Raw genomic sequence first — 25,172 nt, 5'->3', positions numbered from 1 at the left:
TATCTCTTAAAAAATTATCTCTCAAAATAAATTCCTATCAAGGAGTAGCAATGAGTAGCATATATGATTTTAGCGCACAAGATTTATCTGGCAATCCCATAAATTTCAGTGATTATCAAGGTGATGTTTTATTGATTGTTAATACTGCCAGTCAGTGTGGTTTAACACCACAATTTGCAGGATTGGAAGCGTTATATCATCAATATAAGGCCAGTGGATTGGTAGTGATTGGTTTTCCATGCAATCAATTTGGTCATCAAGACCCTGGGAGTCATGAGGAAATTGGTCAATTTTGTCAAAAAAACTATGGGGTTAGTTTTCCAATGATGGAGAAAATAGACGTTAATGGTGATAATGCACACCCAATTTATGTATGGCTAAAACAGCAAAAAGGTGGTTTATTAGTGGATGCCATTAAGTGGAATTTTACGAAGTTTTTGATTGGACGTGATGGACAAGTAATAGACCGCTATGCACCAACAACCAAGCCAGAAGCATTGAAAAATGATATTGAAATGGCATTAGCTAGCCGAGCTTAGAATTTAGCAATATGATATAGAAAAATCCTTGCTAACAAATTAACAAGTCGTTAGCAAGGGTTGAATAACGGACAAAACGATTTATTGAGCTTTATGCCTTGTTGCTATAAGGTTTGTGCCAATGCTGATAATGCACCTTTTAGCATGGCAGAAACAGTACTGGTGCATGTACCTACGCCAGAATAAATTTCACCATCAACATTGAGCTGGATATAAGCAACTGCATTGGCATTGGTTTTATCACTGCTACTGTCAAAGTCGTCATCTAGGTGATGTGCTTGACTGATGGCATGTTCAGCATAGTTGGCAATGTGTAAGCGTTTATTGGTATGTTGTGCCAAGGCATCAATAAATGAGGAAAGTGGTCCATTGCCTTTACCCTCAAGGTCAATGATATCACCGTTCATTTCAACTTGACCTGTAAACATAACTTCACCGCCTTTATTATTGACACTATAGTCTTGTAGATTTAAGGCTGTTTGAGTCAAATAGGTATCTTCAAAGGTCTGAATAAGCTCTTCTGTTTTTAGCTCACGTGCCACTTCTTCGGCTTGGTTTTGTACCACTCGGCTAAAGTCAATTTGCATCCAGCGAGGTAAGTTAAAGCCATAGTGGCGCTGTAGAATGTATGCCACACCACCTTTACCAGATTGACTGTTGATGCGAACCACATCTTGATAGGTGCGTCCAACATGGGCAGGGTCAATTGGCAAATAAGCAACATCCCAGAAGTTTTCGGTTTCTGCAAGGTGTTTTTCATTGTAATCAAGAGATTTCTTGATGGCATCTTGATGTGAGCCACTAAAGGCAGTGAATACCAGCTCGCCCACATAAGGGTGACGTGGGTGTAATGGCAAGTTATTACATTCACCGACTATCTGAGCAATCTCACTCATATTACTAAAATCAAGCTCGGGGTCGATACCTTGGCTATATAAATTCATCGCCATCACGATGATATCCATATTACCTGTACGCTCACCATTTCCTAAAAGTGTACCCTCGATACGGTCCGCTCCTGCCAATACCCCCAGCTCAGCAGCAGCAACTGCACAGCCTCTATCGTTGTGCGTATGCAAGCTGACAGTAATGAGGTCGCGTTGTTTTAGGTGACGGCAAAAATACTCGACTTGGTCAGCAAAAATATTGGGTGTTGATGCTTCTACAGTTGCAGGTAGGTTAATAATCACCTCTTGTCCATTCTGTGGTTGCCAGACGTCAATCACCGCATCACACACTTCGACAGCATAATCTGTCTCAGTCTGGCTAAAGCTCTCTGGGGAATATTGGAATACCCACTCTGTTTCTGGATATTGACTGGCATATTGTTTGACTAGCTTTGCACCTTCGATAGCGATTTGCTTAATTTCATCACAATTTTTACCATACACTTTTTCTCGTTGAACACGGCTGGTAGAGTTATAGACATGGACAATGGCTCGTTTTGCGCCTTTTAATGACTCAAATGTACGGGCTATCAAATGTTCACGCGCTTGTACTAATACCTGTAATGTCACATCATCAGGCACATGATTTTCTTCAATCAATTTGCGAGTAAAATCAAACTCAACCTGTGCTGCTGAGGGAAAACCAATCTCAATTTCTTTAAAACCTACTTCAAGTAATAGCTTAAAAAAGGTCATTTTTTGTGGAATGGTCATCGGGTCAATTAACGCCTGATTACCATCTCGTAAGTCCACACTTGCCCAAATTGGTGCTTTGGTCATGGTTTTATCTGGCCATGTACGGTCTGTCAGCTTTGGTGCAAACGCAAAAGGACGATATTTTCTAAAGTCAAAAGCAGGGTTTTTTGGAGTAATTTTAGGTTCGGCTACTGATTGAGTATTTGTTTGTGCTGGGCTGCTCATGGAAGTTCCTTAAATGAGTGGCGAATAATAACCACAGTACTTATGAATAAATAAAGCGTTTAATAAATAAAAAATGATTGATGTTACAAGTTGCTATGGAAAGTCGCAGTTATTAGCAAATTTGCATCACCTTAAATCAGAATTTATAACTGATTTTTGATTGTGAATATGATATCAAAAAGTGAATAGTGAAAAACGGCAAAATATTTATAAAATTCAGAGAATTTGATGGATTTATCTAATTTTTACGCTAATATTAGAGGATTACTTTAATTTTTCCTATTATTAATGGGTGTGAGTAGATGAAGACTGACCTATCTGTGCAAACAAGAGAAAAAAGTTTAGACAAGCCATTAGATAAGCCACTGGATAAAGTTGATAAGCAATTATTGGCATTATTACAACAAGATGCCCGTTTAAGCATTACTGAGATGGCAGAACACGTCAATTTATCACCCACACCTTGTGCTAGGCGTATTAAGCAGTTAGAAGAGCAGGGAGTAATCACAGGTTATCATGCACATACTAATGCACAAAAGCTAGGTTATAGCTTGGCTATTTTTATTGCTGTGGGTATGGATAAGCATACCGCAGAGCGTTTTGAGCAGTTTGAACAGCAAATCCAAAGTTTTGAAGAGGTGGTGAGCTGTAGCATTGTCACAGGACGTAGTGAAGATTATTTAATCAAAGTGGTGGTGCGCGACATGGCACATTATGAAGAATTTTTGTTGCATCGGCTCAATCGTATTGAAGGGGTGTCGCAAGTGCATACCAGCTTTGAGCTAAGAGAGGTGTTTAGCCGTTCGGTTGTATAGTCTGCCTACTATAAATCCACCACGGAGTTAACCTCACTTGATGTACTACTTGTACCATCTTCACTTGGTTGCCTTGTGGTGACATGATATTAGATTGACTATATAAAATCGGTTGTATAAAAAAGTAAGAAGCGATATCCCTTGTAGATATTAGTCTAATAGAGTAAAAGCTCAACAGAGCCTATAAATTACTTTTGTTGATATGAATAACCACTTGGATACAAGAAATAAGAGATAACTTTGATATTTAAAAAGATGGCTTATTTACCAGTGATATGGTTATGCTTGAAGTTGAGTTTGTTTGAGAGTCTTTTGTCTCTTTGTAAAGATATACGGAGCGAAGACACATTGGTTTTTTATTGATAGAGCAAGAGATAGAAGAGATAAAAGTCACTTACATCAAAAACCTAATTTACATTGTGGTTATTTTCGCTATACTGGAGGTTTATACTTTTGTTTCTTTAACAATTACTTATTGACAACTATTTACTTACCATTGAATTTGGGATCATCATGAGTGTGCGCCATTTCTTAACCTTACTTGACCTTTCAAAAAATGAACTTGACCAGTTGATTAAGCGGGCAAGTGAACTGCGAAAAATGCAACATGCAGGCGAGATTTATCAGCCCTTTATCGGACGAACCTTGGGTATGATTTTTGAAAAATCTTCAACCCGAACCCGTATCTCATTTGAAACAGGTATGGGGCAGTTTGGCGGTCAAGCGATTTTTTTATCGCCTAAAGATACCCAATTAGGTCGTGGTGAGCCGATTGAAGACTCTGCACGGGTCATCTCAAGCATGGTAGATATCATTATGATACGTACTTTTGAGCATGAAAAAGTACAAAAATTTGCTGAATATTCTTCTGTGCCGATTATTAATGCGTTGACTGATGACTTTCATCCTTGTCAGCTATTGGCTGATATGCAAACATTTTATGAGTTGCGTGGCAGTATTGAAAATAAAATTGTTACTTGGGTGGGCGATGGTAATAATATGTGTTCATCGTTTATGCATGCAGCACATCAATTTGGTTTTGAGTTGCGAGTGGCATCCCCTTATGGATTTGAACCAAATCCTGAGTTGACTGAAAAATTTTCGCATTGTGTGACTCTTGTTGAAGATGTACAAGATGCTGCCAAAGATGCACATTTGATTGTTACCGATGTATGGGCAAGTATGGGGCAAGAAAGTGAGCAAAACACCCGAGCCAGACGTTTTGCCCCCTATCAAGTAACCCCTTCGATGCTGGATAAAGCAGACCCAGAGGTTTTATTTATGCACTGTCTACCTGCGCACCGTGGTGAAGAAATCTCAATAGATTTATTAGATGATCCACGCTCAGTTGTTTGGCATGAGGCAGAAAACCGCCTGCATGCACAAAAGGCACTGATGGAGTTGTTATTGCAGGATAAAATCAAAGTTTAACGTTTTAGTTGGTTTATCAAACATAACAAAGCCCCTAACAATATAAATATAGGGGCTTTTTAGTATTTGTATTTATAGATTGAGCGAAGATTAGCGTTTTAGGGTCTCAATGCCACTAGGTTTGGCAATCAACAAAGTATCAGCTTGATTGGCTGCAAATATACCATTACATACCACACCGACGATATTATTTAGTCGTTGCTCCATCTCACTGGGGCTGTCTATCTTTAAATCATAAACATCTAAGATTAAATTGCCATAATCGGTAACAAAGCCTTCTCGGTACTCAGGCTCACCACCTAGCTTCACCAACTCACGAGCCACATAAGAGCGTGCTTGTGGTAGCACTTCGATAGGAACAGGGAATGCTCGACCTAGGGTCTCTACCCATTTGCTTTCATCGACCATACAGATAAACTTTTTAGAGGCAGCTGCAACAATTTTTTCCCGAGTCAATGCCCCACCACCACCTTTGATAAGTTGTAAGTTTGGATTGACTTCATCTGCACCATCAATATACAAATCCAACTCACCAACAAAGTTTAAATCCATCACTTCAATACCTAAAGCCTCTAGTTTTTCTTGAGTGACTTTAGAGCTGGCAACTGCCCCTTTTAGGCGAACTTTGGGTAATAGGTCAATCAGGCAATTCACTGTACTGCCAGTGCCTACACCTAGTATCATGCCGTCTTCAATATGGGCTAATGTCGCCGAAGCGACAGCTTGTTTGAGTTGTTGTTGGTTGGCTTGTGGTTCGCTCATAAAGCAAGGTCCTATATTTTTAGTAGTTGGAGCTATTATTTTAGCCAATTTGCAGTAATAATTCATCTAAAGAATGGGGGGAACAAAGAGGAATAGTTATGCAACATGATTACTGGATGAGCAAAATATTTGACTGGGCTGATGAATTTGAGATTGCAGATACTCAACTACCTCGAGATAAACTGCAATTATTACAAATGACTGAGCTAAATCTTCAAGATAATAGCATCACGTATCTTCCTGATGAGATTGGTAATTTAAGTAATCTAACTGCACTAGATGTGAGCTATAATCAGTTATGTGAATTGCCAAAAACCTTTATACAGCTTACCAAATTAGCATCACTTAATATTCAGGAAAATAATTTCACTATTATTCCTGATTTTATGGGTGATTTTAGACAGTTAAAAGAGCTTTATATTGGCAGTAATCCAATTACTCAAATTCCTGACTTTATTAGAAACCTCAATAACTTAGAATGTCTTGGTATTGGTGGTATAGAAACTAAAAACTCACCTAGCTTTATCAAAGACCTTAAAAATTTAGTATATCTTAACATATCTTCTAATAACTTAACCCAAGTGCCTAATTTTGTACGTTATTTAAAAAAATTAGAATGGCTTAGTGTTGGGTTTAATAAACTTACTAGCTTACCTGATTTTATAATAGAGCTTAAACATTTAAATACTTTAATACTTAGCTATAATTCCTTCAATGAAGTGCCAAAAATAGTATTTAAACTACATAGCTTAGAAAGACTTGATATTGATAGTAATAATTTATCAGAATTACCGAATCTTTTTGGTAATCTTAATAATTTGACTTTTCTTGATGTTAGTGACATTAATCTTACTAAGATTCCTGAAAGTATCGGTAAACTGAACCATTTAGTAACACTTTATCTTGATTATAATCAATTAACCAAAATACCAGACTTTATTACTAATTTAAAAAACCTAGAGTGTCTTTATATCAATACAAATCAAATAACAGAGTTTCCAGAGCATATTACACACATTAAAAAACTAAAAAATTTCAATATCAGTGACAATCAAATTCAGTGTTTACCTCAATCTATCACCAAGCTTAGCAATCTAAAACAACTTTTTATTAGTGGCAATCCCTTAAACGAGCTACCACCCACCATCAAAGCATTTCTACAAACGATAGAATATGTGGATATCTTACAAAAGTAAGCAAAAATCCAAAGTCTGAGCCTATCAGTGTACTTTTTTTGTCCTTTATCAGCCAGTTCCTTTATAATGGGCAGAGATGAAATTTGAATATAACAAACGACACATTCTGTGCCAGTAAACCACACACACAAATTTAGGATTTTTTATGTTATCACATTGGGTTCGAGCCATTTTGCAAGCCACCGTTTATGACGCAGCCATTCAAACACCGCTAGAGAAAGCCCCTAAATTATCCAAACGTTTTAGCAATGACATTCGCATTAAGCGTGAAGATTTACAGCCCGTCTTTTCATTCAAACTGCGTGGCGCATACAACCGTATCAGCCAGTTAAGTGATGAGCAAAAAACTCAAGGGGTGATTTGTGCTTCTGCAGGTAATCATGCACAGGGAGTAGCTTTTTCTGCTGCTAAATTAGGGCTGAATAATGTCATCGTTATGCCTACCACCACCCCTGATATTAAGGTCAATGCAGTTAAGGCATTGGGTGGTAATGTGGACTTGTATGGTGATAGCTTTGATGATGCCAATCGCTATGCCATCGAAAAAGCCGAAAAAGAAGGCTTAACCTTTGTACCACCATATGACGATGAATTGGTGATTGCAGGACAAGGTACGATTGGGCTAGAGCTAACCCAACAATGGCGAGACATGGATTATGTGTTTGTGGCGACAGGTGGTGGCGGTTTGATTGCTGGTATTGCTGCCTTCTTAGGTGAAGTTGCCCCACATGTCAAAGTGGTTGCCGTTGAGCCAGAAGAGGCGGCTTGTTTAAAAGCAGCTTTAGAGCATGGTGAGCGGGTACGCTTGCCACAAGTTGGCTTATTTGTTGATGGTGTGGCAGTGGCTCAAATTGGTAAACTGCCTTTTGATGTGGTGCAAATGCAAAAAAGCGATGGCTCAGGCACACTTATTGAAGATGAAGTGGTCACTTGTAGTAATGATGAGGTTTGTGCAGCCGTTAAAGATGTGTTTGAAGAAAATCGTAGTATCGTTGAGCCAGCAGGGGCATTGGCGGTCGCTGGTATGAAAAAATATATTCAGCAACATGGTTTGACAAACAAAAACTGCGTGGCGGTGGTCAGTGGGGCAAATATGAACTTTGACCGCTTACGTTATATCGCTGAGCGCACCGAAATCGGTGAGAAAAAAGAGGCAATTTTTGCGGTAAGTATTCCTGAGCAGACGGGTGCATTTTTAAACTTCTGTCGTACCCTAAAAGGTCGCAATATCACTGAATTTAATTATCGAGTGCGTAGTCGCCAATCACCTGACTCAATGCAGCCTGCGGCAATTTTTGTTGGTATTGCTCTTAAAGAAGGCAATAAAGAGCGCCAAATTATTGCTCAGTCTTTGGCAGATGCAGGGCATGATACGCATGATTTGACTGATGATGAGATTGCTAAAACCCATATTCGTTATTTGATTGGTGGACATCCTGAGCTAAATGATGAGCAGTTATTTAAAGTGACTTTCCCTGAACGCCCCGGCGCATTACTCAATTTCTTGGAAAAATTGGGGCAAGATTTTAATATTACCTTATTCCATTATCGCAATCATGGAGCGGCAGAGGGGCGAGTATTAGTTGGGTTGCAAGCTTCAAATAGCAACTCACGCAAGCTACAAGACGCACTGCAAGATATTGGCTATGAATGTGAGCCAGTCAATGATAATGTGGGTTATCAGTTATTTTTGCGTTAATTAGGAAAAAATATGAAAAAAATATTATTAGGATTAACAGGAAGTTTACTACTAGCCATGACTGCTCAGGCAGAGTTGATTGATAATTCATCTATTCGTACGACAATGAGCAGTGGTATGGAGAGTATTGAGCAGCAAACAACTTTACCCCAATATGCTGAGGGTCGATGGAGGCGGAGACCTACTTTTGATACTCGAAGTTTGTATCGACTACATGATCGCTTATCTATCTGTGATTGTGATGCTCAAGGGCAACCGCTTGCTAACTGTCAGCCACAAAAGATAACTATGGTTGCTGATATGATAGTTAGTCCAGAAGGTGATGTTGAAAGGGTTAATATATCAGAAAGTAGTGGTGAGCCTTATTTTGATAGAATAGTGATGAGAGGGCTAAGACAAGCGAAGCTGTATCCTTTTATAAAAGATGGACAGCAAGTTCAAGGTAGGATTACAGTTCCTATTACTCATCCATATAATCCAAGAATGTCACATAGTTGTTATGAGCTAAGGCAGAGTTTGCAGGGCAATCAATCAACAGAATAATTAATTTTGGATAATTGAAGCAAAAATCTATGACACAAAATAATCAATCCTCCAACACTCCCAACAAAGTCCGTATTGATAAATGGCTATGGGCAGCAAGGTTTTTTCGTACCCGTAGCCTTGCTAAACAAGCCATTGAAGGTGGTAAGGTACACTTTGCAGGTAGTCGGGTAAAAACCAGTAAAGAAGTCAGCGTTGGTGATACTCTAACCATTCGCCAAGGATCAGCCTCCTCAATGAATGAAAAAACCGTGGTAGTCAAAGCGTTATCGACTGAGCGTGGTAATGCAACCATTGCACAAACGCTTTATGAAGAGACCGAAGAGAGTATCAAACAACGTGAGTATTATAGCGAGCAACGCAAACTGGCGAATCTTGCCCGCCCTGATACCAAACCTAACAAAAAACAACGCCGTGAACTACAACGCTTTAAACAGCAAGGTTAGTTTCTCTGATTCTATCTTTAGCCACAACCAAAGGTCATATTATGCCAATAAAAACTTGCGCCCCAAAGTCAATATTACTGGTTTGTTTGGGTAATATTTGTCGTTCACCCACTGCCGAGGAAGTATTGCGACAAAAAGCGGCAGTAGCAGGGTTTTCTATTGATATTGATTCAGCAGGTACAGGTAACTGGCATGCAGGTGAGCATCCCGATAAACGAGCCATTAGTCATGCCAAAGCAAATGGTTATGCTATTCATAAACTCATTGCAAGGCAAGTTCAGCCAGAAGATTTCCAAAAGTTTGAGCTTATTTTAGCAATGGATAAGCAAAACTTGCAGGATTTGCAAGTCATCAAAGACCGCTTAATCAATGACAATCCTGAGCAATCCGAAGCATTAGCCAAATTGGCATTATTTAGTGAGGAAGACCCAATACATGCAGGTGAAGATGTGCCAGACCCTTATTATGGTGGTGATGAGGCATTTGAGCGTTGTATTGCCTATATTGAGTCAGGGGCGAATGCGTGGATAGAAAGCTGGAAAAGTTGCTAAATATGACAACATCAAACGCAATACCATCAAACCTTGATATTCAATCCAATGTCGACCTGTCAGCTTACAATACCATGAGTTTGGTTTGTATCGCAGATAGAGTGATTGACTTGCATACAGAGCAGGATATTGAACAAGCCAGTCAGATTTTACAACAAACTACTACTGATAATAGTAAAAAGCCATCTGTATTGGTGTTATCAGGGGGTAGTAATGTGTTACTACCCAAACAATTAAATATTACTGTGTTACGCCCACTTCTAAAGGGTATTACTGTATTAAATGAAACTACTGATTATATTGATATTGAGGTGATGGCAGGGGAAAATTGGCATGAATTGGTAGTCAGTAGTGTCAATAATGGTTGGTTTGGGTTAGAAAATTTGGCGTTAATTCCGGGCTTGGTGGGAGCTTCACCAGTACAAAATATCGGCGCTTATGGGGTGCAGTTAGAAGATTCTTTATTATCGGTCAAAGCCTATCATCTGCCTACTGGCGTTTGGCATACCATCAGCTGTGAAGATTGCCAGTTTGCTTATCGAGACAGTTTGTTTAAGCGCCAGCCCAATACTTGGCTGATTAGTCGGGTGCTATTGCGATTGCACAAAGACCCACAGCGAGTCAGCGCTAATTATGGTGATGTGCAGCAAGTGGCTCAAAAGCATGCGCAACAACATCAGCGTATAAGTATCCAGCCTGTTGATGTGATGAATGCCATTATTGATATTCGTAAACAGAAATTACCAGACCCCAAAGACTTACCAAACTGTGGTAGTTTTTTCCAAAATCCTATCATTGCTCAAGCTCAATTTAAGCAATTACAAGCTGACTATCCTGATATTGTGGGCTATCCCATGTCAGATGGACAGGTTAAAGTGGCAGCAGGTTGGCTGATTGAACAGGCAGGGTTAAAGGGTGGCGGTATTGCGCCGATTTTGACTCATAAAAATCAGGCGTTAGTCTTGACCAATCATGCTCCCAAGCAAGCCAGTCAAGCTGATATCCAAACTAGTCAGCAGTATATTAGTCAGACTGTTTTCGATAAATTTGGCGTACTACTGCAACGTGAGCCTGTTTGGATTGATGAAAATTTATAAATCTATGATAGATTGTTAATATGCTATTTTTTAAAAAGTTGCTCCGCCCACGACAAGAAAAGCTATCTTTTCGGCAAAGAGTATGTCGATTGTGTCAATTTTTTATTTTTCTTTCCTTATTATTTGCCGTTAGCTTTATCACACCTTTATTTTCTAAAGTGGGATTGTTCGTTTTAAAAAACTTACCTGTTCCACAAGCTCATTCACAAAATAACAAAAAAGATACTGATACAGCACCAACTGCTTATGTGTTATTAGGAGGCGGTCTGACCAAAGGAGAAGGTTCTTCAAACAATTATTCTCCAAACAATAGCAGTAAGGCTGATATACAGCAGGATAAACATAATATTGTGATCAATGACTTTACTCGTCAGCGTTTAAAAACTTTGCTTACTTATTATCATAATAAGTCCTTACCGATTATATTATCGGGTGTAGAGTCACCATGGATGCAAGACTGGTTAATAGAGCAAGGCGTCAGCACTGATAATATTATTACTGAAAATGCCAGTATGAATACCTGTGAAAACGCTCGTTTTACTGCTAAACGTGTGGCTGTACAGAATGTCTATTTAATTACAGATGCCTACCATATGAGTCGAGCCAGACGCCAGTTTGCCTTAAATGGTGTTACAACTACGCCTATCTCTGCACCATTACCATCTCCCGCAAAGTGGTGGCAAATCCAAGCCAATATGCGTCACTCTAGACGCACTTTATATGAGATTGGTGCCTATTTACGGGATATTATTAAGCCACAAGATGACTGCCGTCATGCTGATGATGTTAGTATTCAGACTTTAATGCAAAGTCGCAAGCCAAATAGTTTAAAAACATTTTAGTGTGATTAATAAGTATATCTTGTCAGTTCAAATACCTACTATCTGTAGGGCTTTGATTAGTGTTACACTATATTACACTGATTTATATAAGTGCTGTTTCTTGTTTTATCTTTATAATGTAAAGCATTTTTTAATGTCCTAGGAGTACTGTATGGAAAGTATTTATTTGTTAATTCCACTCAGTCTAATGCTATTTGTTGTTGGTATCTGGGCAATTCGCTATGCGGTTAAATCCAATCAATTCGAGGATTTAGATAATGCTTCGCAACGTATTATATTAGATGATAGACAGGAAAGACGGCAGAATTTAACACAAGCCACTCAAGATACGAAAGAGCAGCCAACACCCCAGCATCAGCAGAAAGATAACCCATAAGCGCTTCCTTACTTTAGGTCTTCCTTTTGGATTTTCTTTAGTAAGATTGTGCTAAGTAATCATATAAACGATGTATATTGTATATGCTCGTGTGTTGATATTTGCTTTTCGTAGTTACTGATGATTTTGGAGTAATGATATGTCTGTTGCATTATTAGTAGCTGCTTTTGCTATGGGGTTATTTGGCTCACCACACTGTCTGGGTATGTGTGGTGGTTTGGTAACTGCGTTTGGTATGTCAATGCAAGGTGTTAGCGCTGGCAAGCGACGGGCATTGATTGCTACTTATCACCTTGGACGCTTGAGCAGTTACGCGTTATTGGGTTTGGTAGCCGGACTGGTTGGTACTGCTCTACTAGCACCCATTATGAATAATAACTGGCCACGTGTTCTATTAGGCATGGTGCTGGTTTTTATTGGTATGGCCATGCTGGGCATGCCTTTTTTAAACAAGCTTGAGCGTGTTGGCATGCGTTTTTGGCAAAAACTGTCTCCCATTCGCCAAAAAGTCTTCCCATTAACAACGTTCCCTCGAGCATTAGCTGCTGGGCTACTTTGGGGATTTTTACCATGTGGATTGGTTTATGGTGCATTGTTAATGGCAGTGGTTGGTCATAGTGTGGCGACTGGTGCAATGTTGATGTTTGCTTTTGGCTTGGGTACAGTGCCAATGCTAGTAGCAACTCATGAAACGGTGGGTTGGTTACGACAGCAGATAGGTCGCTTTCGTCTACGCCAACTAAATGGTGGCTTGATGGTGCTGTCTGGATTGGCAGTGATTGCTGTTCCTATTATGATGACTAATATGCACGGTGGGCATGGTCATCATGGACATGGTTCGCATCAAGTAGATATGGCGTCTATGCAACATGATATGGATTCTGAGCATATGAATCATAGTGAACATATGATGATGGACTCAGATGATCAACAGATGTCAGAGCATGAGCATCACCATCATCACCATATGAGTGAGTAGGGTGTGTTTCACGACACTTAGTGACGTATAAAGTAAGTTGTTGACTGAAATACCTTGTAATAATTCTTATTTGACTTTACTCTAGGGTAGATATTTCTAATAATGGTTTAAACGTCATGGAAACTTTATCTCTTGCGTCATTGTCATTAGCAACGATTCTTGCTGGGCTTCCTTCAGCTGGTGAGTATGAAGCAGTGAGTCAGTCTGTCATTCGTACTCATATCAGCCCAGCCATAGCAGGCTCATGGGTATTGCAGTTACCATCAAAATCAACACAGTCGCCATTACCTGATGTAGCAAGTATTGAAGAGATGACACCATCTGCTTCTACTAGTAGAGTTTCTGATTGTAAAGAGTATTATACATTTGCTGAAGATAACAAGATGTGGACAGTTAGTGGGGAAGAGTGGACTTATGGTCGATATGTGGTTAGTCATCAAGATGAAGGCTTACCCATCATTGCAATGAATACACTCCATGATAATAATAAAGTAGACTGTTCAGGTAATCAGGTAGATCAAACAGGGAATATCATGTTTGCTTTTGTAGATTATGAGTCAGATGACTCGTATATGCACTGGTGTAATGATAAAGATGGTACTCAATGTTTTATGACATTAAAACGTCAATTGCCTTAATTTTATAAAATTAGGTTGAGAGAAAAGTTAAAAGGATAATCTTTATGATTATCCTTTTTTGTTTATACATGTGTATTCATGACTAAGTAAAAGCTAACAGTCCTCTGGCTTCTTTAGTAGCTTCTTTTCAAGGTAGTGAATGTTTTGGGCGCGTTGAGAGAAGTTGTCATCTGGTAAAATGACATCCCGATGTAAAGGAATATTGGTTTTGATGCCACTGATAATAAGTTCATCTAAGGCATGACGTGTTTTTGCGATGGCTTGCTGGCGAGTTTGTCCATGACAAATCAGTTTGCCAATCAAAGAATCATAAAACGTTGGAATATCGTAGTTAGGATATAGGTGAGAATCAAATCGTACACCAGCCCCACTAGGTGCAAAAAGTTGTGTGACTTGTCCTGGTGAGGGCATAAAAGTAGCAGGGTCTTCTGCATTAATACGGCACTCAATGGCATGTCCATGCATAACGATTTCATTCTGGCGATATGAAAGACCATATTCTGAGGCAATTTTAAGCTGTTCTACGACTACATCAATACCAGTAATCATCTCTGTAACAGGGTGTTCAACTTGTACCCGTGTATTCATTTCGATAAAAAAGAATTCATCATTTTCAAATAAAAACTCAAATGTGCCTGCACCACGATAGCCAATTTGCTCGCAAGCTCGAACACATGCTTGCAAGATAGGCTCTCGCACATCATCTGGAATGTCTGGTGCTGGTGCTTCTTCTAGCACTTTTTGGTGGCGACGTTGCAAAGAGCAATCACGATCATATAGATGAATGGCGTTGCCTTTACCATCACCAAGAACTTGTACTTCTACATGACGGGGATTTTGTAGGTAACGCTCCATATAGACGCTGTCATCACCAAACCACAACTCAGCCTCTTGCTTAGCAGCTTGCACTTGTGTTTTAAGCTCATCAAAGCGTTCAACGATACGCATACCACGACCACCACCACCTGCAGCAGCTTTAATTAAAAGTGGAAATCCAATATTTTTGGCCTGTTCTTCGGCGTTATGGATAGTGACTGTACCAACAGAGCCAGGTACAGTTGGTACACCTGCTTTTTTCATGGCATTAATCGCAGAGATTTTATTACCCATCAAGCGGATATGGTCAGGATGCGGTCCAACAAACGTAAGACCTGCCTCTTCAACTTGCTCTGCAAACTCAGCATTCTCTGATAAAAAACCATATCCAGGATGAATGGCATCAGCACCTGTAACTTCAGCAGCCGTTAGAATGGTATTGATGTTCAGATAGCTTTGGTTGGCATTTGGCTTGCCAATACAAACGGCTTCATCCACAAAACGTAGATGCATTAGATTTTCATCAGCTGTTGAATATACTCCAACAGTTTGGATACCCAGTTGTTTACAGGCACGCACAATACGTAGTGCAATTTCACCACGATTGGCAATGAGTAGCTTTTTAATCATTCTTCCACTCTCTCACTAGCAGTTTCCCTTTTATTCATAAATCCATGGCTTGTCTAGGTGATTAGCATATATTGCTTGAGAGCAAGTTTAAGCTTTATAACGCACCACAGGTTGACCAAACTGTACCACATCACCATTCTGTACTAATATTTCCTCAATGATGCCACTTTGAGTCGCTTCTAAGGGATTCATAATTTTCATGGCTTCAATGATACCCAGTGTATCTCCTGCTTGTACAGTTTGACCAACTTTAACAAATGGAGGGTCATTTGGACTAGGTGCAGCATAAAATACACCGACCATGGGTGCAGTCTCAAGAGTACCTGGCTTTGGTGAGGTTGTTGTAGTGTTTGGAGTGGAAGTTGTTTCTATTGGAGGCGCACTTATCATCGTGGGAGCAGGCGTTGCATAGTGACGAGTGAGGCTGACTCGCTCATCACCTGAGGCCACTTCCATACTGACTAAGTCCTTTTCTTCCATCAGTTCAATTAATGTACGAATCTTTTCAATATCCATTAGCTTACCTTTGGTTATTGGTCTCTGCTTTAGCGTCATTGCTATGCAAGTTGTTATGTCAAGTGACAAGCGCTGTTATCTTTAGAGGCTTCATTTTAAAACGTTATGATACAGTTGTACACTGATAAGTGGATATAATACCCTTATTTGAGTCACTTATAGCACATTGTAACAAAATTTTTCATAAAATACTTGAAATGGAACGCAAAATAACTTTTCTTTAGGTTATCTCTTAGATATGGAAGAGAAAAGCTGTCGTTGACGATAGCGTAGTCTGAACGTCAGTAATACTGCTGCTAAAAATAAGCCTGTAACCAGCGCCATCCAAAACCCTTGCACCCCAACATCAGTAAAGCGTACTAAATAGATACCAAGTGGTAGTGCAACCAACCAATAACAAAATAAAGTAATCCACATCGGTATGGCAGTATCTTGCATGCCTCGTAAAATACCTGCAACATTGACCTGCCAGCCATCAAAAATCTGATAGGCAATGGCATAAAGCATTAAGTGCATGGCAAGGTGTTGTACATCAATATTTTTAGTAAATGCAGCGGCCAGTTGTGGGCGTAAAAACCAAACAAATAGCATACTGACACAGGCAATCATAACTGTCCAGATAAGTCCAGTTTGCTGCACATGTCTCAGTGCTAGCCAGTTTTTTTCACCATAACGGTTCGAGACCATGATGGTCAGCGCCATGGCAATAGAGATGGGTAACATAAATAGCTGTGAGGTTACAGATAGGGCAGATTGGTGTGCGGCGACGGCAAGCTCACCTAAAGGACTAATGACCAGTGACGCAAGGCTAAATAGGCTGGCTTCAAAGAATATGGCAATACCAATAGGCAGACCTAAGCGAAATAGTTTACGGATTTGTGCTGCATTGGGACGGGCAAACGCATGAAAAAAATGAGTCTTAGTAAATAGTGGGTTGGATGACCAATGTAGATAAGCCGCTAATAGTCCCACATTTATCCATAGCACTAGGGCAGTTGCGATACCACAGCCTGCACCACCCATGGCGGGTATAACTCCAAAGCCACCATGAATAAATAAGTAGTTTAAGGGAATATCTGTTGCCAGACCAATTAAACTAATGACTGTTACTGGTTCTGGGCGAGATAGGGCTTCACAATAGCTACGCAATACAGCATAAGCAGCAATCGCAGGAAAGCCAAAGGAAACACCATGTAGATATTGTGTGGCTTGTGGTTGAATGTTTTCGGGTACACCTAAAACACCAAGTGCATTTGGCATTAGGTTGACAATCACAAATCCCATTAAGCCAATAACTAAGGCTGACCATAGTGACTGTTGGGTAATATGGGGAATATGGTGATGATTGTCTTGCCCCAGTGCCTCACCGATGAGTGGTGTGGTGGCGATTAAAATACCTGTAGCGAGTAGAAATAAAGGCAACCAGATGCCTGAGCCAATAGAAACAGCAGCTAAATCTAGTGCAGATACTCGTCCTGCCATGATAGAGTCAATGACCCCAAGTGCTGCTTGTGAAAATTGAGTAATCAAGATAGGTAGTGCTAATACCCAAAGACGGCGGCTATATTGACGGAACTCTGCCCATGACAAAAATGTGTGCATAACGATGACCAAAATTGCTAAAAAATTACTAAAAAAATTTGTATAAATTAAAATCTACCCATCATTAAAGCTGACTGCAACAGACCCTAAAACGAACAATCATAAACTGGCAATTATAAAGGCATAAAAGGCGCTTTCATGCTCTCTGATGGCTTTTAAACAAGCTGAGCGAAGATAGGGTAACTACCTTCGCTCAGTTTATAAAGTTTTTATGACAGTCGATGTATGTTAGGGGCTATTTAACACACCCTAGTTTACAACTAGAAAGTTTTAGATGAGTTGTTTTTGTTGTGCCAATGTGATGATGGCATGCCAATGTTTCTCTTGTAGAGGCATAACAGACAGACGGTTACCTTTTTGAGTCAATGGGCAATCATCCAGCTCTGGCAGTTTTTTTATCTCAGATAGGGGTAGGATATCATGAAATGCTTGCTCAAAGCAGACATCGACTAAATACCAGCGAGGGTTTTCTTCACTAGATTTTGGATCATAATAGTAACCACATTCTGGATTAAACTGAGTGGGATCAGGATAACCTGCTTTAACAATACTCATGACACCCGCAATGCCAATTTTTTTTGCATTAGAATGATAAAAAAATGCTTTATCACCGACTTTCATATCATCTCGCATAAAATTACGTGCTTGATAGTTACGCACCCCATCCCACGGCTCAAAGTCAACTTGTTGTAGGTCATCAATACTAAAACTGCTTGGCTCAGACTTCATTAACCAGTAGTTCATCTATATTCCTTTTGTTAGGAAGTTGATACAGCTTCCTATATAAATAGTAATAAGTAGAAAAAACGTTGCAATAGGGTGTTCATTGTAACAGATACAGAGTATCCTAGCAGAGTTTTGAATTGATATATTTGCCAGTTTTATGAGTCTTGAGCATACTGATACCCGTCCGACCCTTCATCATCATGTACAGCCTGTTTTGGATATTTCAAAAATACCATTGGCACTATATATTCATATTCCGTGGTGTGTGCGTAAATGTCCGTATTGTGACTTTAATTCGCATGCTCAAAAAACACCAGACTTGCGGGTGTATCACGACTATGTGACAGCTTTGATGGCGGATATTGATGAGCAAATACCGTGGCTACAAAATCGTCAAATTAGTAGCATATTTATAGGGGGTGGTACGCCTTCATTACTACCTATTGTAGAATATAAAAGATTATTTGCATATTTACAGTCAAACTTACCTCTTAGTGATGATATTGAAGTCACAATGGAAGCAAATCCCGGTACATTAGAGCATGCCCCTTTTGCCCAATATCTAGAGGTGGGCATTAATCGGCTATCTATTGGTGTGCAGAGCTTTTCTACTCTGCACTTAGAAAAGTTGGGACGTATTCATAATCCTCAGCAAGCTGAAAAAGCCATTGCTTCTGCCAGAAAAGCAGGGTTTAGGCGAGTTAACGTCGATTTAATGCATGGCTTACCTAATCAAACCGTGACAGAAGCTTTCGATGATCTAAAACGAGCGCATGAAGCTGGTGCAACCCATCTATCATGGTATCAGCTTACCATTGAGCCAAATACAGTGTTCTATCGTCAAACCCCTGTATTACCGAGTGAAGATACACTGGCAGATATTGAAGAGCGTGGACGTGAGCAGTTACTTGCAATGGGATATCATAATTATGAAATTTCTGCTTGGGTAGGTAGAGATGATAATCCTTGTCGCCATAATCTGAATTATTGGCAGTTTGGAGATTATCTAGCAATCGGAGCAGGGGCGCATGGTAAAATAAGTCTACAAAGACAAGATAAGCAAGCAGGTGGTATCTATCGTTTTAGTCGCTCTCGACAGCCAAAAGATTATATAAACTTTGTGCAGTATCCAAAATTGATTGGTTGGCAGGCAATCAAACAAGATGAGCTGGCAGGTGAGTTTATGATGAATACATTACGTCTTACACAAGGTATTGATAAGTCATTATTTTATCAACGTACAGGACAAGATTTTTCCCAAATAGAAGATATTTGGCAATCGTTAAAAAAACGTGGGCTATTGATAGAAGATGATGACATTATTGCACCGACAATGATGGGACAGCGTTATTTAAATCATGTGATGCAAGCTTTTATTTAGACTGATAACTAGGGTCTATAACTAGGGTCTGTTGATATTCCACCCGTTACTACTTCAGGATAATATCAATAAGGGATATGGTTATATTTTACTTTTATATAAGAAAATAATTGATAGTGTCAGTAGTTGATAGTTTAATGAAATGAGTAAAGAAAAAATGTTTGAATGTTTAAATAACAATAAAAAAGACTTGCCATATAACGACAAGTCTTTAATTTAATCAAACAGGAAAGATGTAAAGTATGATATTAATCAAAAAACGATGTAAATCATATTTTATAGTCTTTCTTCAACATCCTCAGCTGCTTTAGTAACATCATTACCTGCATTTGAAATGTCTTTTCCCATACCTTTAAATGTATTGCAACCGGTTAGTACAATCATTGCGGCTAAAGAAGCAAGAATAACTTTTTTCATAATTTATTCCTTATAAACAAACATCATATTTAGTGAGTTTTTAAGCCAATTTATTAATTAAAATATCAATAAAAGTAATACAATATTTATAAGTTAAATTGAGCTTAGTTATTCATCATAGAGTAAATTATTACTTTGTCAAAGTATAAAATGTAAAGAAATTTATAAATGTTAAGTTGTTGTTATAAAAGGTTAAAAGGCTAAAAATTTATGAGTATTCATATTGTATTGGTTCATCCAAAGATGCCAAGTAATACAGGTAATATTATTCGTTTGTGTGCGAATACAGGCGCAAAATTGCATTTGGTTGAGCCATTAGGATTTGAGTTAGAAGATAAAAAATTGCGCCGTGCTGGTTTGGATTATCATGAGTATGCTCATCTTAATGTTCATAAGGACTGGAAAAGTGCTTATCACTGCTTAAAAGAGCAGGGTTGTGATACGGTGGTGGCTTTAACAACGAAGTTAAGTTTGCCTTTTTATGAGTATAACTTTGATATGTTATCTCAAAAGAGGGACACGGATAAAAGTGAACATGAGATGCAGTCGCAGACACGAAATGTGGCGTTGGTTTTTGGCTCAGAGACAGCAGGACTGTCAGAAGAAGTGCGGACAGATATTGGTACAAGTAATTGGTTAAGATTACCAATGTTGCCAGATTCTCGGAGCCTAAACTTGGCAAATACGGTAGCAATCTGTCTGTATGAGGTATGGCGACAGCAGGGATTTGTTGGAGATATGGGTGCAAGTGTCGGTTATGAGGATTTAACCCCTTATGACCCTAAGTAGCTATAGTTAATCTAATATCATTTCACCATAAGGCAACCGAGTGAAGGTGTAACTGTACTTATAAAAGCAGGTACTATGAGCGAGTTTGACGATGTAACAGTATTATCTTGAATTGACCATAGTGACGAATATAGCGATGATAATTTAGTTATTATAAAAAGGGATGGTATAAAAAGGGAAGATAAAATGAGTGACAAGGTATTTGCCACAGGACGTGGCATGGTGCATAGTTGGCAATGTGATCACATGGGTCATGTTAATATTCGGGCTTATGGTGAGTTATTTGAGCAGTCTATTTGGCACGCATTTAACCAGATGGGTATTACGCCAAGTTTATTGCGTCAAGGTGATATTGCTATGGCAACAGTTGAGCAGAATATTCGTTATTTTAAAGAGTTGCTGGCAGGTGATGTGGTTTATATTGAGTCTTATATTGCCAAAATAAGTGAAAAGTCAGTGACAGTAGAGCAGAAGTTATATAACGCTGAAACGGATATACATTGTGCTTCTTGCACACTCACTGCTGTTTGTATTGACCCACACAAACGCAAAGCTTGCCCATTTCCTGCTGATATTTATAAAAAAGGACAGTCACTTTTGTTTAACGCACCCTAGGTAAATGTGGATGAGCTTATTATCAAACTCGATGCTATTTGTATGATAAAGTAAGAACAACCTGAGGGAAAAAGTTGTCATTCTTTATGTTGAATACCAATAAACTTAATGTATTTAATGAGATTATTTGTATCATTATTGTTGACATTAATAATTAGGTAACGGTATATTAATTAATAATCCATAATGGAATATGATAATTCATTATACAACTCACTATAAAATACACACTCAACGAAAGGATTCGTTATGACTTCTGCAAATTCAGACACACTAGCCTTATTAGATAACCTACCAAAAATCAATATGGGGGCAAAATCTGCCAATGCCCCGCTGACCATGAGCCATGATAAAGGACCTCAAGTACCGTTAATTGAGGCGACCATTGGTGATTTTTTTGATGCCATCTGTGATAAATATCCCGAGCGTGAAGCCTTAGTAGTACGTCAGCAAAATATTCGCTGGACGTATCGTCAGCTTCAACGTCAGGTCAATCAGCTTGCCAGTGCCATGATTGAAATGGGGCTTGAGGTGGGTGACCGTGTGGGTATTTGGTCGCACAATAATGCTGAGTGGCTATTGCTACAGCTTGCTACTGCAAAGGTTGGGGTGATTTTGGTGAATATTAACCCTGCGTATCGTACCTTTGAATTGCAATATGCGTTAAATAAGTTGGGCTGTTCGGTATTGGTGCTGATGCGTCATTTTAAGAGCAGTGATTATGCTCAGCTTATCCGTGAGCTATGCCCTGAGATTTACCACAAGCCATATCATCAGCTTGATTTGGTAGAAATTCCGACCGTTGAGCGTATCATTTGGATTGATGAGCCAGATACGGATGAAACCTTTGGCTTTATGCAGAAGTTTTCTAACTGGCTTGCTGAAGGTGATGCCGATGACCCCAGAGTGGCGGAGCGTCAAGCAACCCTTAAAAATACTGACCCAATTAACGTACAGTTTACCAGTGGCACAACTGGTACACCCAAAGGGGCAACGCTGACTCATCGCAATATTTTAAATAACGGCTACTTTATCGGTGAGGCGATGAACCTAACCCATGAAGACAGGCTGTGTATTCCTGTGCCGTTATATCACTGCTTCGGTATGGTGCTGGGCAATTTGGCAGTGCTAACCCATGGCGGTTGTATGGTCTATCCAAATGATGGTTTTGAGCCGTTAACCGTGTTGCAAACGGTTGAGGAAGAGAAGTGTACGGGCTTACATGGTGTCCCAACGATGTTTATTGCTGAGCTTGACCATCCAGACTTTGCAAAATATGACCTATCGACACTACGTACAGGCATTATGGCAGGCTCAAGCTGTCCGATTGAGGTGATGCGTCGAGTCATTAATGAGATGCATATGAATGAGGTCACCATCGCTTATGGTATGACCGAAACCAGCCCTGTGTCTTGCCAAACCAATGAGCATACCCCGCTTGAAAAACAAGTCTCAACTGTGGGTTTGGTACAACCTAATATTGAGGTGAAAATTGTCGATACTGAAACAGGCGAAGTTGTGCCGATTGGGGAGACTGGTGAATTACTGACTCGTGGCTATTCGGTGATGAAAGGCTATTGGGGCAGTCGCTTTAAAACCAAAGAGGCAATCCAAGATGGCTGGATGCACACAGGTGATTTGGCAGTGATGGATGAAGAAGGCTATATTAAGATTGTTGGACGTAGTAAGGATATGGTTATCCGTGGTGGTGAAAATATCTATCCTGTGGAGATTGAAAACTATCTATACCGCCATCCAAAAATTCGTGATGTGCAGATTGTCGGCGTCCCAGATGACCATTATGGCGAAGTATTAGCAGCGTGGATTATCGCCAAAAAAGATGCTGAGTTGACCGAGGAAGAGGTCAAGCAATTCTGCCGAGATAACATCGCCCATTATAAAGTTCCGAAATATTATCGCTTTGTTGAGGAATATCCGATGACTATTACGGGTAAAATCCAAAAATACAAAATTGTTGAAGCGATGATAGCAGAGTTGGGATTAGAATAGTCTTTTGGTTAAAGGTCAGTAAATCAAGGCGTTTAAATGAAAGCTTTTGATTTAAAGCTTTGAGATTAAGACTTTTTGATATAGTCAATCTAATATAATTTCACCACAAGGCAACTGAGTGAAGATAGTACAAGTAGTACATCAAGTGAGGTTAACACCGTGGTGGATTTATATTAGGCAGACTATAAAGAAAAGACATTGGGCAAATTATAGATAATCCCATTTATTTATTAGTATTAACCAATATTCACTAAAAAAGAGCATTTATGACTTCTGTAATTACCAGTAAATTGAGTGTTAATTCTGCCGAATTTGGGCAAAATGCGGCTGCCATGCAAGCGGTGGTGGATGATTTGTATGCACATCTAAAAACCATTGCTGTTGGTGGCTCAGAGCGGGCAAGGGCAAAGCATCTGGCTCGAGGTAAGTTGTTGCCTCGTGAGCGGGTTGAGCAATTGCTTGATGCGGGTACGCCATTTTTGGAAATCTCGCCGATGGCAGCCTTTAATATGTATGATGCTGATATTCCTGCGGCAGGGTTGATTGCTGGTATTGGGCGGATTGCAGGCGTTGAGTGTATGATTGTGTGTAATGATGCCACGGTTAAAGGTGGTACTTATTATCCAATGACGGTGAAAAAACATCTACGTGCGCAAGAGATTGCCCGAGAAAATAACTTACCATGTGTCTATTTGGTGGATTCAGGGGGGGCAAACCTACCTAACCAAGACGAAGTATTCCCTGATAAAGAGCATTTTGGGCGTATCTTTTTTAACCAAGCCAATATGTCGGCGGCAGGTATACCACAAATTGCGGTGGTGATGGGTAGCTGTACGGCGGGTGGGGCATATGTACCAGCGATGAGTGATGAGTCCATCATTGTCAAAGAGCAAGGTACCATCTTTTTGGGTGGGCCACCACTGGTCAAAGCTGCTACGGGTGAGGAAGTCAGTGCTGAAGACTTAGGCGGTGGAGATGTGCATACCCGCTTGTCAGGTGTGGTCGATTATTTGGCACAAAATGATGCGCATGCTTTATCACTAGCACGGGATATTGTGGCTAATTTAAATCGTCCTGCTAAGCAAATCCCCAATCAAATCAGCCCTCGTCCACCTAAGTATGATGCCAAAGAGCTATACGGTATTATTCCTACGGATACCCGCAAACCTTTTGATATTCGTGAGATTATTGCTCGTATTGTCGATGCCAGTGAGTTTGATGAATTTAAAGCCCGTTTTGGCACGACGCTGGTATGTGGCTTTGCCCATATCGAAGGTATGAAAGTGGGTATTATTGCCAATAATGGTATTTTGTTTAGTGAGTCGGCACAAAAAGGCACACACTTTATTGAGCTGTGTTGTAAACGAAAAATTCCATTGGTCTTTTTACAAAATATCACGGGCTTTATGGTCGGGCGTAAATATGAAAATGAGGGCATTGCGCGTCATGGGGCAAAAATGGTGATGGCGGTGGCAAATGCTAGTGTTCCGAAATTTACAGTGATAGTGGGTGGCTCATTTGGGGCAGGTAACTATGGTATGTGTGGTCGTGCCTACAGTCCACGCTTTTTGTGGATGTGGCCCAATGCCCGCATTTCAGTGATGGGAGGAGAGCAGGCCGCCTCCGTATTGGCAACGGTGAAACGCGATAACTTTGAGCGTAAGGGTGAGACTTGGAGTGTGGAGGATGAAGAGGCCTTTAAAGCCCCCATTCGTGAGCAGTACGAAGCTCAAGGACATCCTTATTATGCCACGGCTCGCTTATGGGATGATGGTATCATTGACCCAGCAGATACCAGACAAGTATTGGCATTAGGGCTAAGTGCTGCGTATAACGCACCAATTGACGATACCACGTATGGTATTTTTAGAATGTAAAGTGAATCTGT

Annotated in this window: 25 protein-coding genes; 18 read left to right on the top strand and 7 right to left on the bottom strand. The window is 39.8% G+C overall.

Going from position 1 to position 25,172, the window contains the following annotated elements:
- The first annotated feature begins 50 nt into the window (after positions 1-50).
- Positions 51-539, top strand: a complete 489-nt coding sequence (locus tag FHK88_RS10275; protein WP_227430659.1) for a glutathione peroxidase — start codon at positions 51-53, stop codon at positions 537-539.
- A gap of 104 nt (positions 540-643) precedes the next feature.
- Here FHK88_RS10275 and leuA read toward each other — a convergent pair whose 3' ends face one another.
- Positions 644-2,407 carry a 2-isopropylmalate synthase gene (leuA, locus tag FHK88_RS10270; RefSeq protein WP_227430658.1) on the bottom strand — a complete coding sequence of 588 codons (1,764 nt, stop codon included), beginning with the start codon at positions 2,405-2,407 and terminating at the stop codon, positions 644-646.
- 302 nt (positions 2,408-2,709) lie between these two features.
- Between leuA and FHK88_RS10265 the strand changes: the two genes are divergently transcribed.
- Positions 2,710-3,222, top strand: a complete 513-nt coding sequence (locus tag FHK88_RS10265) for an Lrp/AsnC family transcriptional regulator (RefSeq protein WP_227430657.1) — start codon at positions 2,710-2,712, stop codon at positions 3,220-3,222.
- Between the two features lie 513 nt (positions 3,223-3,735).
- Entirely contained in the window at positions 3,736-4,653 is a 918-nt protein-coding gene (gene argF, locus FHK88_RS10260; protein ID WP_227430656.1) for an ornithine carbamoyltransferase, read from the top strand.
- Positions 4,654-4,743: 90 nt separating this feature from the next.
- Here the strand turns inward: argF and rpiA are convergent, their stop codons facing one another.
- Entirely contained in the window at positions 4,744-5,415 is a 672-nt protein-coding gene (gene rpiA / locus FHK88_RS10255; protein ID WP_227430655.1) for a ribose-5-phosphate isomerase RpiA, read from the bottom strand.
- 98 nt (positions 5,416-5,513) lie between these two features.
- On the opposite strand from rpiA, the gene FHK88_RS10250 reads away from it, so the two are divergent.
- The 10 genes from FHK88_RS10250 (at position 5,514) to FHK88_RS10205 (ending at position 13,782) form a co-directional block, all read left to right on the top strand.
- Positions 5,514-6,611 (top strand): leucine-rich repeat domain-containing protein, encoded by a 1,098-nt coding sequence (locus FHK88_RS10250; protein WP_227430654.1) that lies wholly within the window; start codon positions 5,514-5,516, stop codon positions 6,609-6,611.
- A gap of 145 nt (positions 6,612-6,756) precedes the next feature.
- Complete coding sequence (ilvA, locus tag FHK88_RS10245; protein WP_227430653.1) at positions 6,757-8,310, top strand: threonine ammonia-lyase, biosynthetic; 1,554 nt, start codon at positions 6,757-6,759, stop codon at positions 8,308-8,310.
- A gap of 12 nt (positions 8,311-8,322) precedes the next feature.
- Positions 8,323-8,853 carry an energy transducer TonB gene (locus tag FHK88_RS10240; protein ID WP_227430652.1) on the top strand — a complete coding sequence of 177 codons (531 nt, stop codon included), beginning with the start codon at positions 8,323-8,325 and terminating at the stop codon, positions 8,851-8,853.
- Positions 8,854-8,882: 29 nt separating this feature from the next.
- Positions 8,883-9,299 carry an RNA-binding S4 domain-containing protein gene (locus FHK88_RS10235; protein ID WP_227430651.1) on the top strand — a complete coding sequence of 139 codons (417 nt, stop codon included), beginning with the start codon at positions 8,883-8,885 and terminating at the stop codon, positions 9,297-9,299.
- A gap of 41 nt (positions 9,300-9,340) precedes the next feature.
- Complete coding sequence (locus FHK88_RS10230; protein WP_227430650.1) at positions 9,341-9,850, top strand: low molecular weight protein-tyrosine-phosphatase; 510 nt, start codon at positions 9,341-9,343, stop codon at positions 9,848-9,850.
- A gap of 2 nt (positions 9,851-9,852) precedes the next feature.
- A complete protein-coding gene (murB, locus tag FHK88_RS10225; protein WP_227430649.1) occupies positions 9,853-10,947 on the top strand; it encodes a UDP-N-acetylmuramate dehydrogenase in 1,095 nt (364 codons plus the stop codon).
- A 20-nt stretch (positions 10,948-10,967) separates the two neighbouring features.
- A complete protein-coding gene (locus tag FHK88_RS10220) occupies positions 10,968-11,789 on the top strand; it encodes a YdcF family protein (RefSeq protein ID WP_227430648.1) in 822 nt (273 codons plus the stop codon).
- Between the two features lie 151 nt (positions 11,790-11,940).
- Positions 11,941-12,165, top strand: coding sequence for a cbb3-type cytochrome oxidase assembly protein CcoS (gene ccoS / locus FHK88_RS10215; protein WP_227430647.1), 225 nt, complete (start codon positions 11,941-11,943; stop codon positions 12,163-12,165).
- A gap of 139 nt (positions 12,166-12,304) precedes the next feature.
- A complete protein-coding gene (locus tag FHK88_RS10210; protein ID WP_227430646.1) occupies positions 12,305-13,144 on the top strand; it encodes a sulfite exporter TauE/SafE family protein in 840 nt (279 codons plus the stop codon).
- Positions 13,145-13,260: 116 nt separating this feature from the next.
- Positions 13,261-13,782 carry a hypothetical protein gene (locus FHK88_RS10205; protein WP_227430645.1) on the top strand — a complete coding sequence of 174 codons (522 nt, stop codon included), beginning with the start codon at positions 13,261-13,263 and terminating at the stop codon, positions 13,780-13,782.
- A gap of 93 nt (positions 13,783-13,875) precedes the next feature.
- On the opposite strand, the gene accC is transcribed toward FHK88_RS10205, so the two are convergent.
- From accC to FHK88_RS10185, 4 genes are all read right to left on the bottom strand, one after another.
- Positions 13,876-15,228, bottom strand: coding sequence for an acetyl-CoA carboxylase biotin carboxylase subunit (accC, locus tag FHK88_RS10200; RefSeq protein WP_227430644.1), 1,353 nt, complete (start codon positions 15,226-15,228; stop codon positions 13,876-13,878).
- 87 nt (positions 15,229-15,315) lie between these two features.
- Positions 15,316-15,744, bottom strand: a complete 429-nt coding sequence (accB, locus tag FHK88_RS10195; protein WP_227430643.1) for an acetyl-CoA carboxylase biotin carboxyl carrier protein — start codon at positions 15,742-15,744, stop codon at positions 15,316-15,318.
- Positions 15,745-15,969: 225 nt separating this feature from the next.
- Complete coding sequence (locus FHK88_RS10190) at positions 15,970-17,346, bottom strand: MATE family efflux transporter (protein WP_227430642.1); 1,377 nt, start codon at positions 17,344-17,346, stop codon at positions 15,970-15,972.
- Positions 17,347-17,616: 270 nt separating this feature from the next.
- Positions 17,617-18,090 carry an EVE domain-containing protein gene (locus tag FHK88_RS10185; RefSeq protein ID WP_227430641.1) on the bottom strand — a complete coding sequence of 158 codons (474 nt, stop codon included), beginning with the start codon at positions 18,088-18,090 and terminating at the stop codon, positions 17,617-17,619.
- A gap of 139 nt (positions 18,091-18,229) precedes the next feature.
- On the opposite strand from FHK88_RS10185, the gene hemW reads away from it, so the two are divergent.
- Positions 18,230-19,453 carry a radical SAM family heme chaperone HemW gene (gene hemW / locus FHK88_RS10180; RefSeq protein WP_227430640.1) on the top strand — a complete coding sequence of 408 codons (1,224 nt, stop codon included), beginning with the start codon at positions 18,230-18,232 and terminating at the stop codon, positions 19,451-19,453.
- Positions 19,454-19,729: 276 nt separating this feature from the next.
- Here hemW and FHK88_RS10175 read toward each other — a convergent pair whose 3' ends face one another.
- Positions 19,730-19,870 carry an entericidin A/B family lipoprotein gene (locus tag FHK88_RS10175; protein ID WP_227430639.1) on the bottom strand — a complete coding sequence of 47 codons (141 nt, stop codon included), beginning with the start codon at positions 19,868-19,870 and terminating at the stop codon, positions 19,730-19,732.
- Positions 19,871-20,080: 210 nt separating this feature from the next.
- Between FHK88_RS10175 and FHK88_RS10170 the strand changes: the two genes are divergently transcribed.
- The 4 genes from FHK88_RS10170 (at position 20,081) to FHK88_RS10155 (ending at position 25,161) form a co-directional block, all read left to right on the top strand.
- Entirely contained in the window at positions 20,081-20,659 is a 579-nt protein-coding gene (locus FHK88_RS10170) for a tRNA (cytidine(34)-2'-O)-methyltransferase (RefSeq protein ID WP_227430638.1), read from the top strand.
- A gap of 186 nt (positions 20,660-20,845) precedes the next feature.
- On the top strand, positions 20,846-21,274 hold the full coding sequence (locus FHK88_RS10165; RefSeq protein ID WP_227430637.1) for an acyl-CoA thioesterase: 429 nt from the start codon (positions 20,846-20,848) through the stop codon (positions 21,272-21,274).
- A gap of 249 nt (positions 21,275-21,523) precedes the next feature.
- Positions 21,524-23,284, top strand: coding sequence for an AMP-binding protein (locus tag FHK88_RS10160; protein ID WP_227430636.1), 1,761 nt, complete (start codon positions 21,524-21,526; stop codon positions 23,282-23,284).
- A 266-nt stretch (positions 23,285-23,550) separates the two neighbouring features.
- A complete protein-coding gene (locus FHK88_RS10155; RefSeq protein WP_227430635.1) occupies positions 23,551-25,161 on the top strand; it encodes a carboxyl transferase domain-containing protein in 1,611 nt (536 codons plus the stop codon).
- The last annotated feature ends 11 nt before the right edge of the window (positions 25,162-25,172 follow it).

Origin of the sequence: Psychrobacter sp. I-STPA6b (genome assembly GCF_020662265.1) — a bacterium.
In the GTDB taxonomy this organism is placed as follows: Bacteria; Pseudomonadota; Gammaproteobacteria; order Pseudomonadales; family Moraxellaceae; genus Psychrobacter.
This window is presented reverse-complemented; position numbering and strand designations above follow the sequence as displayed.

Coding starts and splice junctions, on each gene's coding strand:
- FHK88_RS10165 (WP_227430637.1), top strand. CDS start 20,846: ATGAGTGACAAGGTATTTGCCACAGGACGTGGCATGGTGCATAGTTGG.
- accC (WP_227430644.1), bottom strand. CDS start 15,228: ATGATTAAAAAGCTACTCATTGCCAATCGTGGTGAAATTGCACTACGT.
- FHK88_RS10155 (WP_227430635.1), top strand. CDS start 23,551: ATGACTTCTGTAATTACCAGTAAATTGAGTGTTAATTCTGCCGAATTT.
- FHK88_RS10185 (WP_227430641.1), bottom strand. CDS start 18,090: ATGAACTACTGGTTAATGAAGTCTGAGCCAAGCAGTTTTAGTATTGAT.
- FHK88_RS10235 (WP_227430651.1), top strand. CDS start 8,883: ATGACACAAAATAATCAATCCTCCAACACTCCCAACAAAGTCCGTATT.
- FHK88_RS10230 (WP_227430650.1), top strand. CDS start 9,341: ATGCCAATAAAAACTTGCGCCCCAAAGTCAATATTACTGGTTTGTTTG.
- hemW (WP_227430640.1), top strand. CDS start 18,230: ATGAGTCTTGAGCATACTGATACCCGTCCGACCCTTCATCATCATGTA.
- argF (WP_227430656.1), top strand. CDS start 3,736: ATGAGTGTGCGCCATTTCTTAACCTTACTTGACCTTTCAAAAAATGAA.
- FHK88_RS10240 (WP_227430652.1), top strand. CDS start 8,323: ATGAAAAAAATATTATTAGGATTAACAGGAAGTTTACTACTAGCCATG.
- accB (WP_227430643.1), bottom strand. CDS start 15,744: ATGGATATTGAAAAGATTCGTACATTAATTGAACTGATGGAAGAAAAG.
- FHK88_RS10265 (WP_227430657.1), top strand. CDS start 2,710: ATGAAGACTGACCTATCTGTGCAAACAAGAGAAAAAAGTTTAGACAAG.
- FHK88_RS10160 (WP_227430636.1), top strand. CDS start 21,524: ATGACTTCTGCAAATTCAGACACACTAGCCTTATTAGATAACCTACCA.
- FHK88_RS10175 (WP_227430639.1), bottom strand. CDS start 19,870: ATGAAAAAAGTTATTCTTGCTTCTTTAGCCGCAATGATTGTACTAACC.
- FHK88_RS10205 (WP_227430645.1), top strand. CDS start 13,261: ATGGAAACTTTATCTCTTGCGTCATTGTCATTAGCAACGATTCTTGCT.
- FHK88_RS10220 (WP_227430648.1), top strand. CDS start 10,968: ATGCTATTTTTTAAAAAGTTGCTCCGCCCACGACAAGAAAAGCTATCT.
- leuA (WP_227430658.1), bottom strand. CDS start 2,407: ATGAGCAGCCCAGCACAAACAAATACTCAATCAGTAGCCGAACCTAAA.
- FHK88_RS10210 (WP_227430646.1), top strand. CDS start 12,305: ATGTCTGTTGCATTATTAGTAGCTGCTTTTGCTATGGGGTTATTTGGC.
- FHK88_RS10190 (WP_227430642.1), bottom strand. CDS start 17,346: ATGCACACATTTTTGTCATGGGCAGAGTTCCGTCAATATAGCCGCCGT.
- FHK88_RS10250 (WP_227430654.1), top strand. CDS start 5,514: ATGCAACATGATTACTGGATGAGCAAAATATTTGACTGGGCTGATGAA.
- ilvA (WP_227430653.1), top strand. CDS start 6,757: ATGTTATCACATTGGGTTCGAGCCATTTTGCAAGCCACCGTTTATGAC.
- FHK88_RS10275 (WP_227430659.1), top strand. CDS start 51: ATGAGTAGCATATATGATTTTAGCGCACAAGATTTATCTGGCAATCCC.
- ccoS (WP_227430647.1), top strand. CDS start 11,941: ATGGAAAGTATTTATTTGTTAATTCCACTCAGTCTAATGCTATTTGTT.
- murB (WP_227430649.1), top strand. CDS start 9,853: ATGACAACATCAAACGCAATACCATCAAACCTTGATATTCAATCCAAT.
- FHK88_RS10170 (WP_227430638.1), top strand. CDS start 20,081: ATGAGTATTCATATTGTATTGGTTCATCCAAAGATGCCAAGTAATACA.
- rpiA (WP_227430655.1), bottom strand. CDS start 5,415: ATGAGCGAACCACAAGCCAACCAACAACAACTCAAACAAGCTGTCGCT.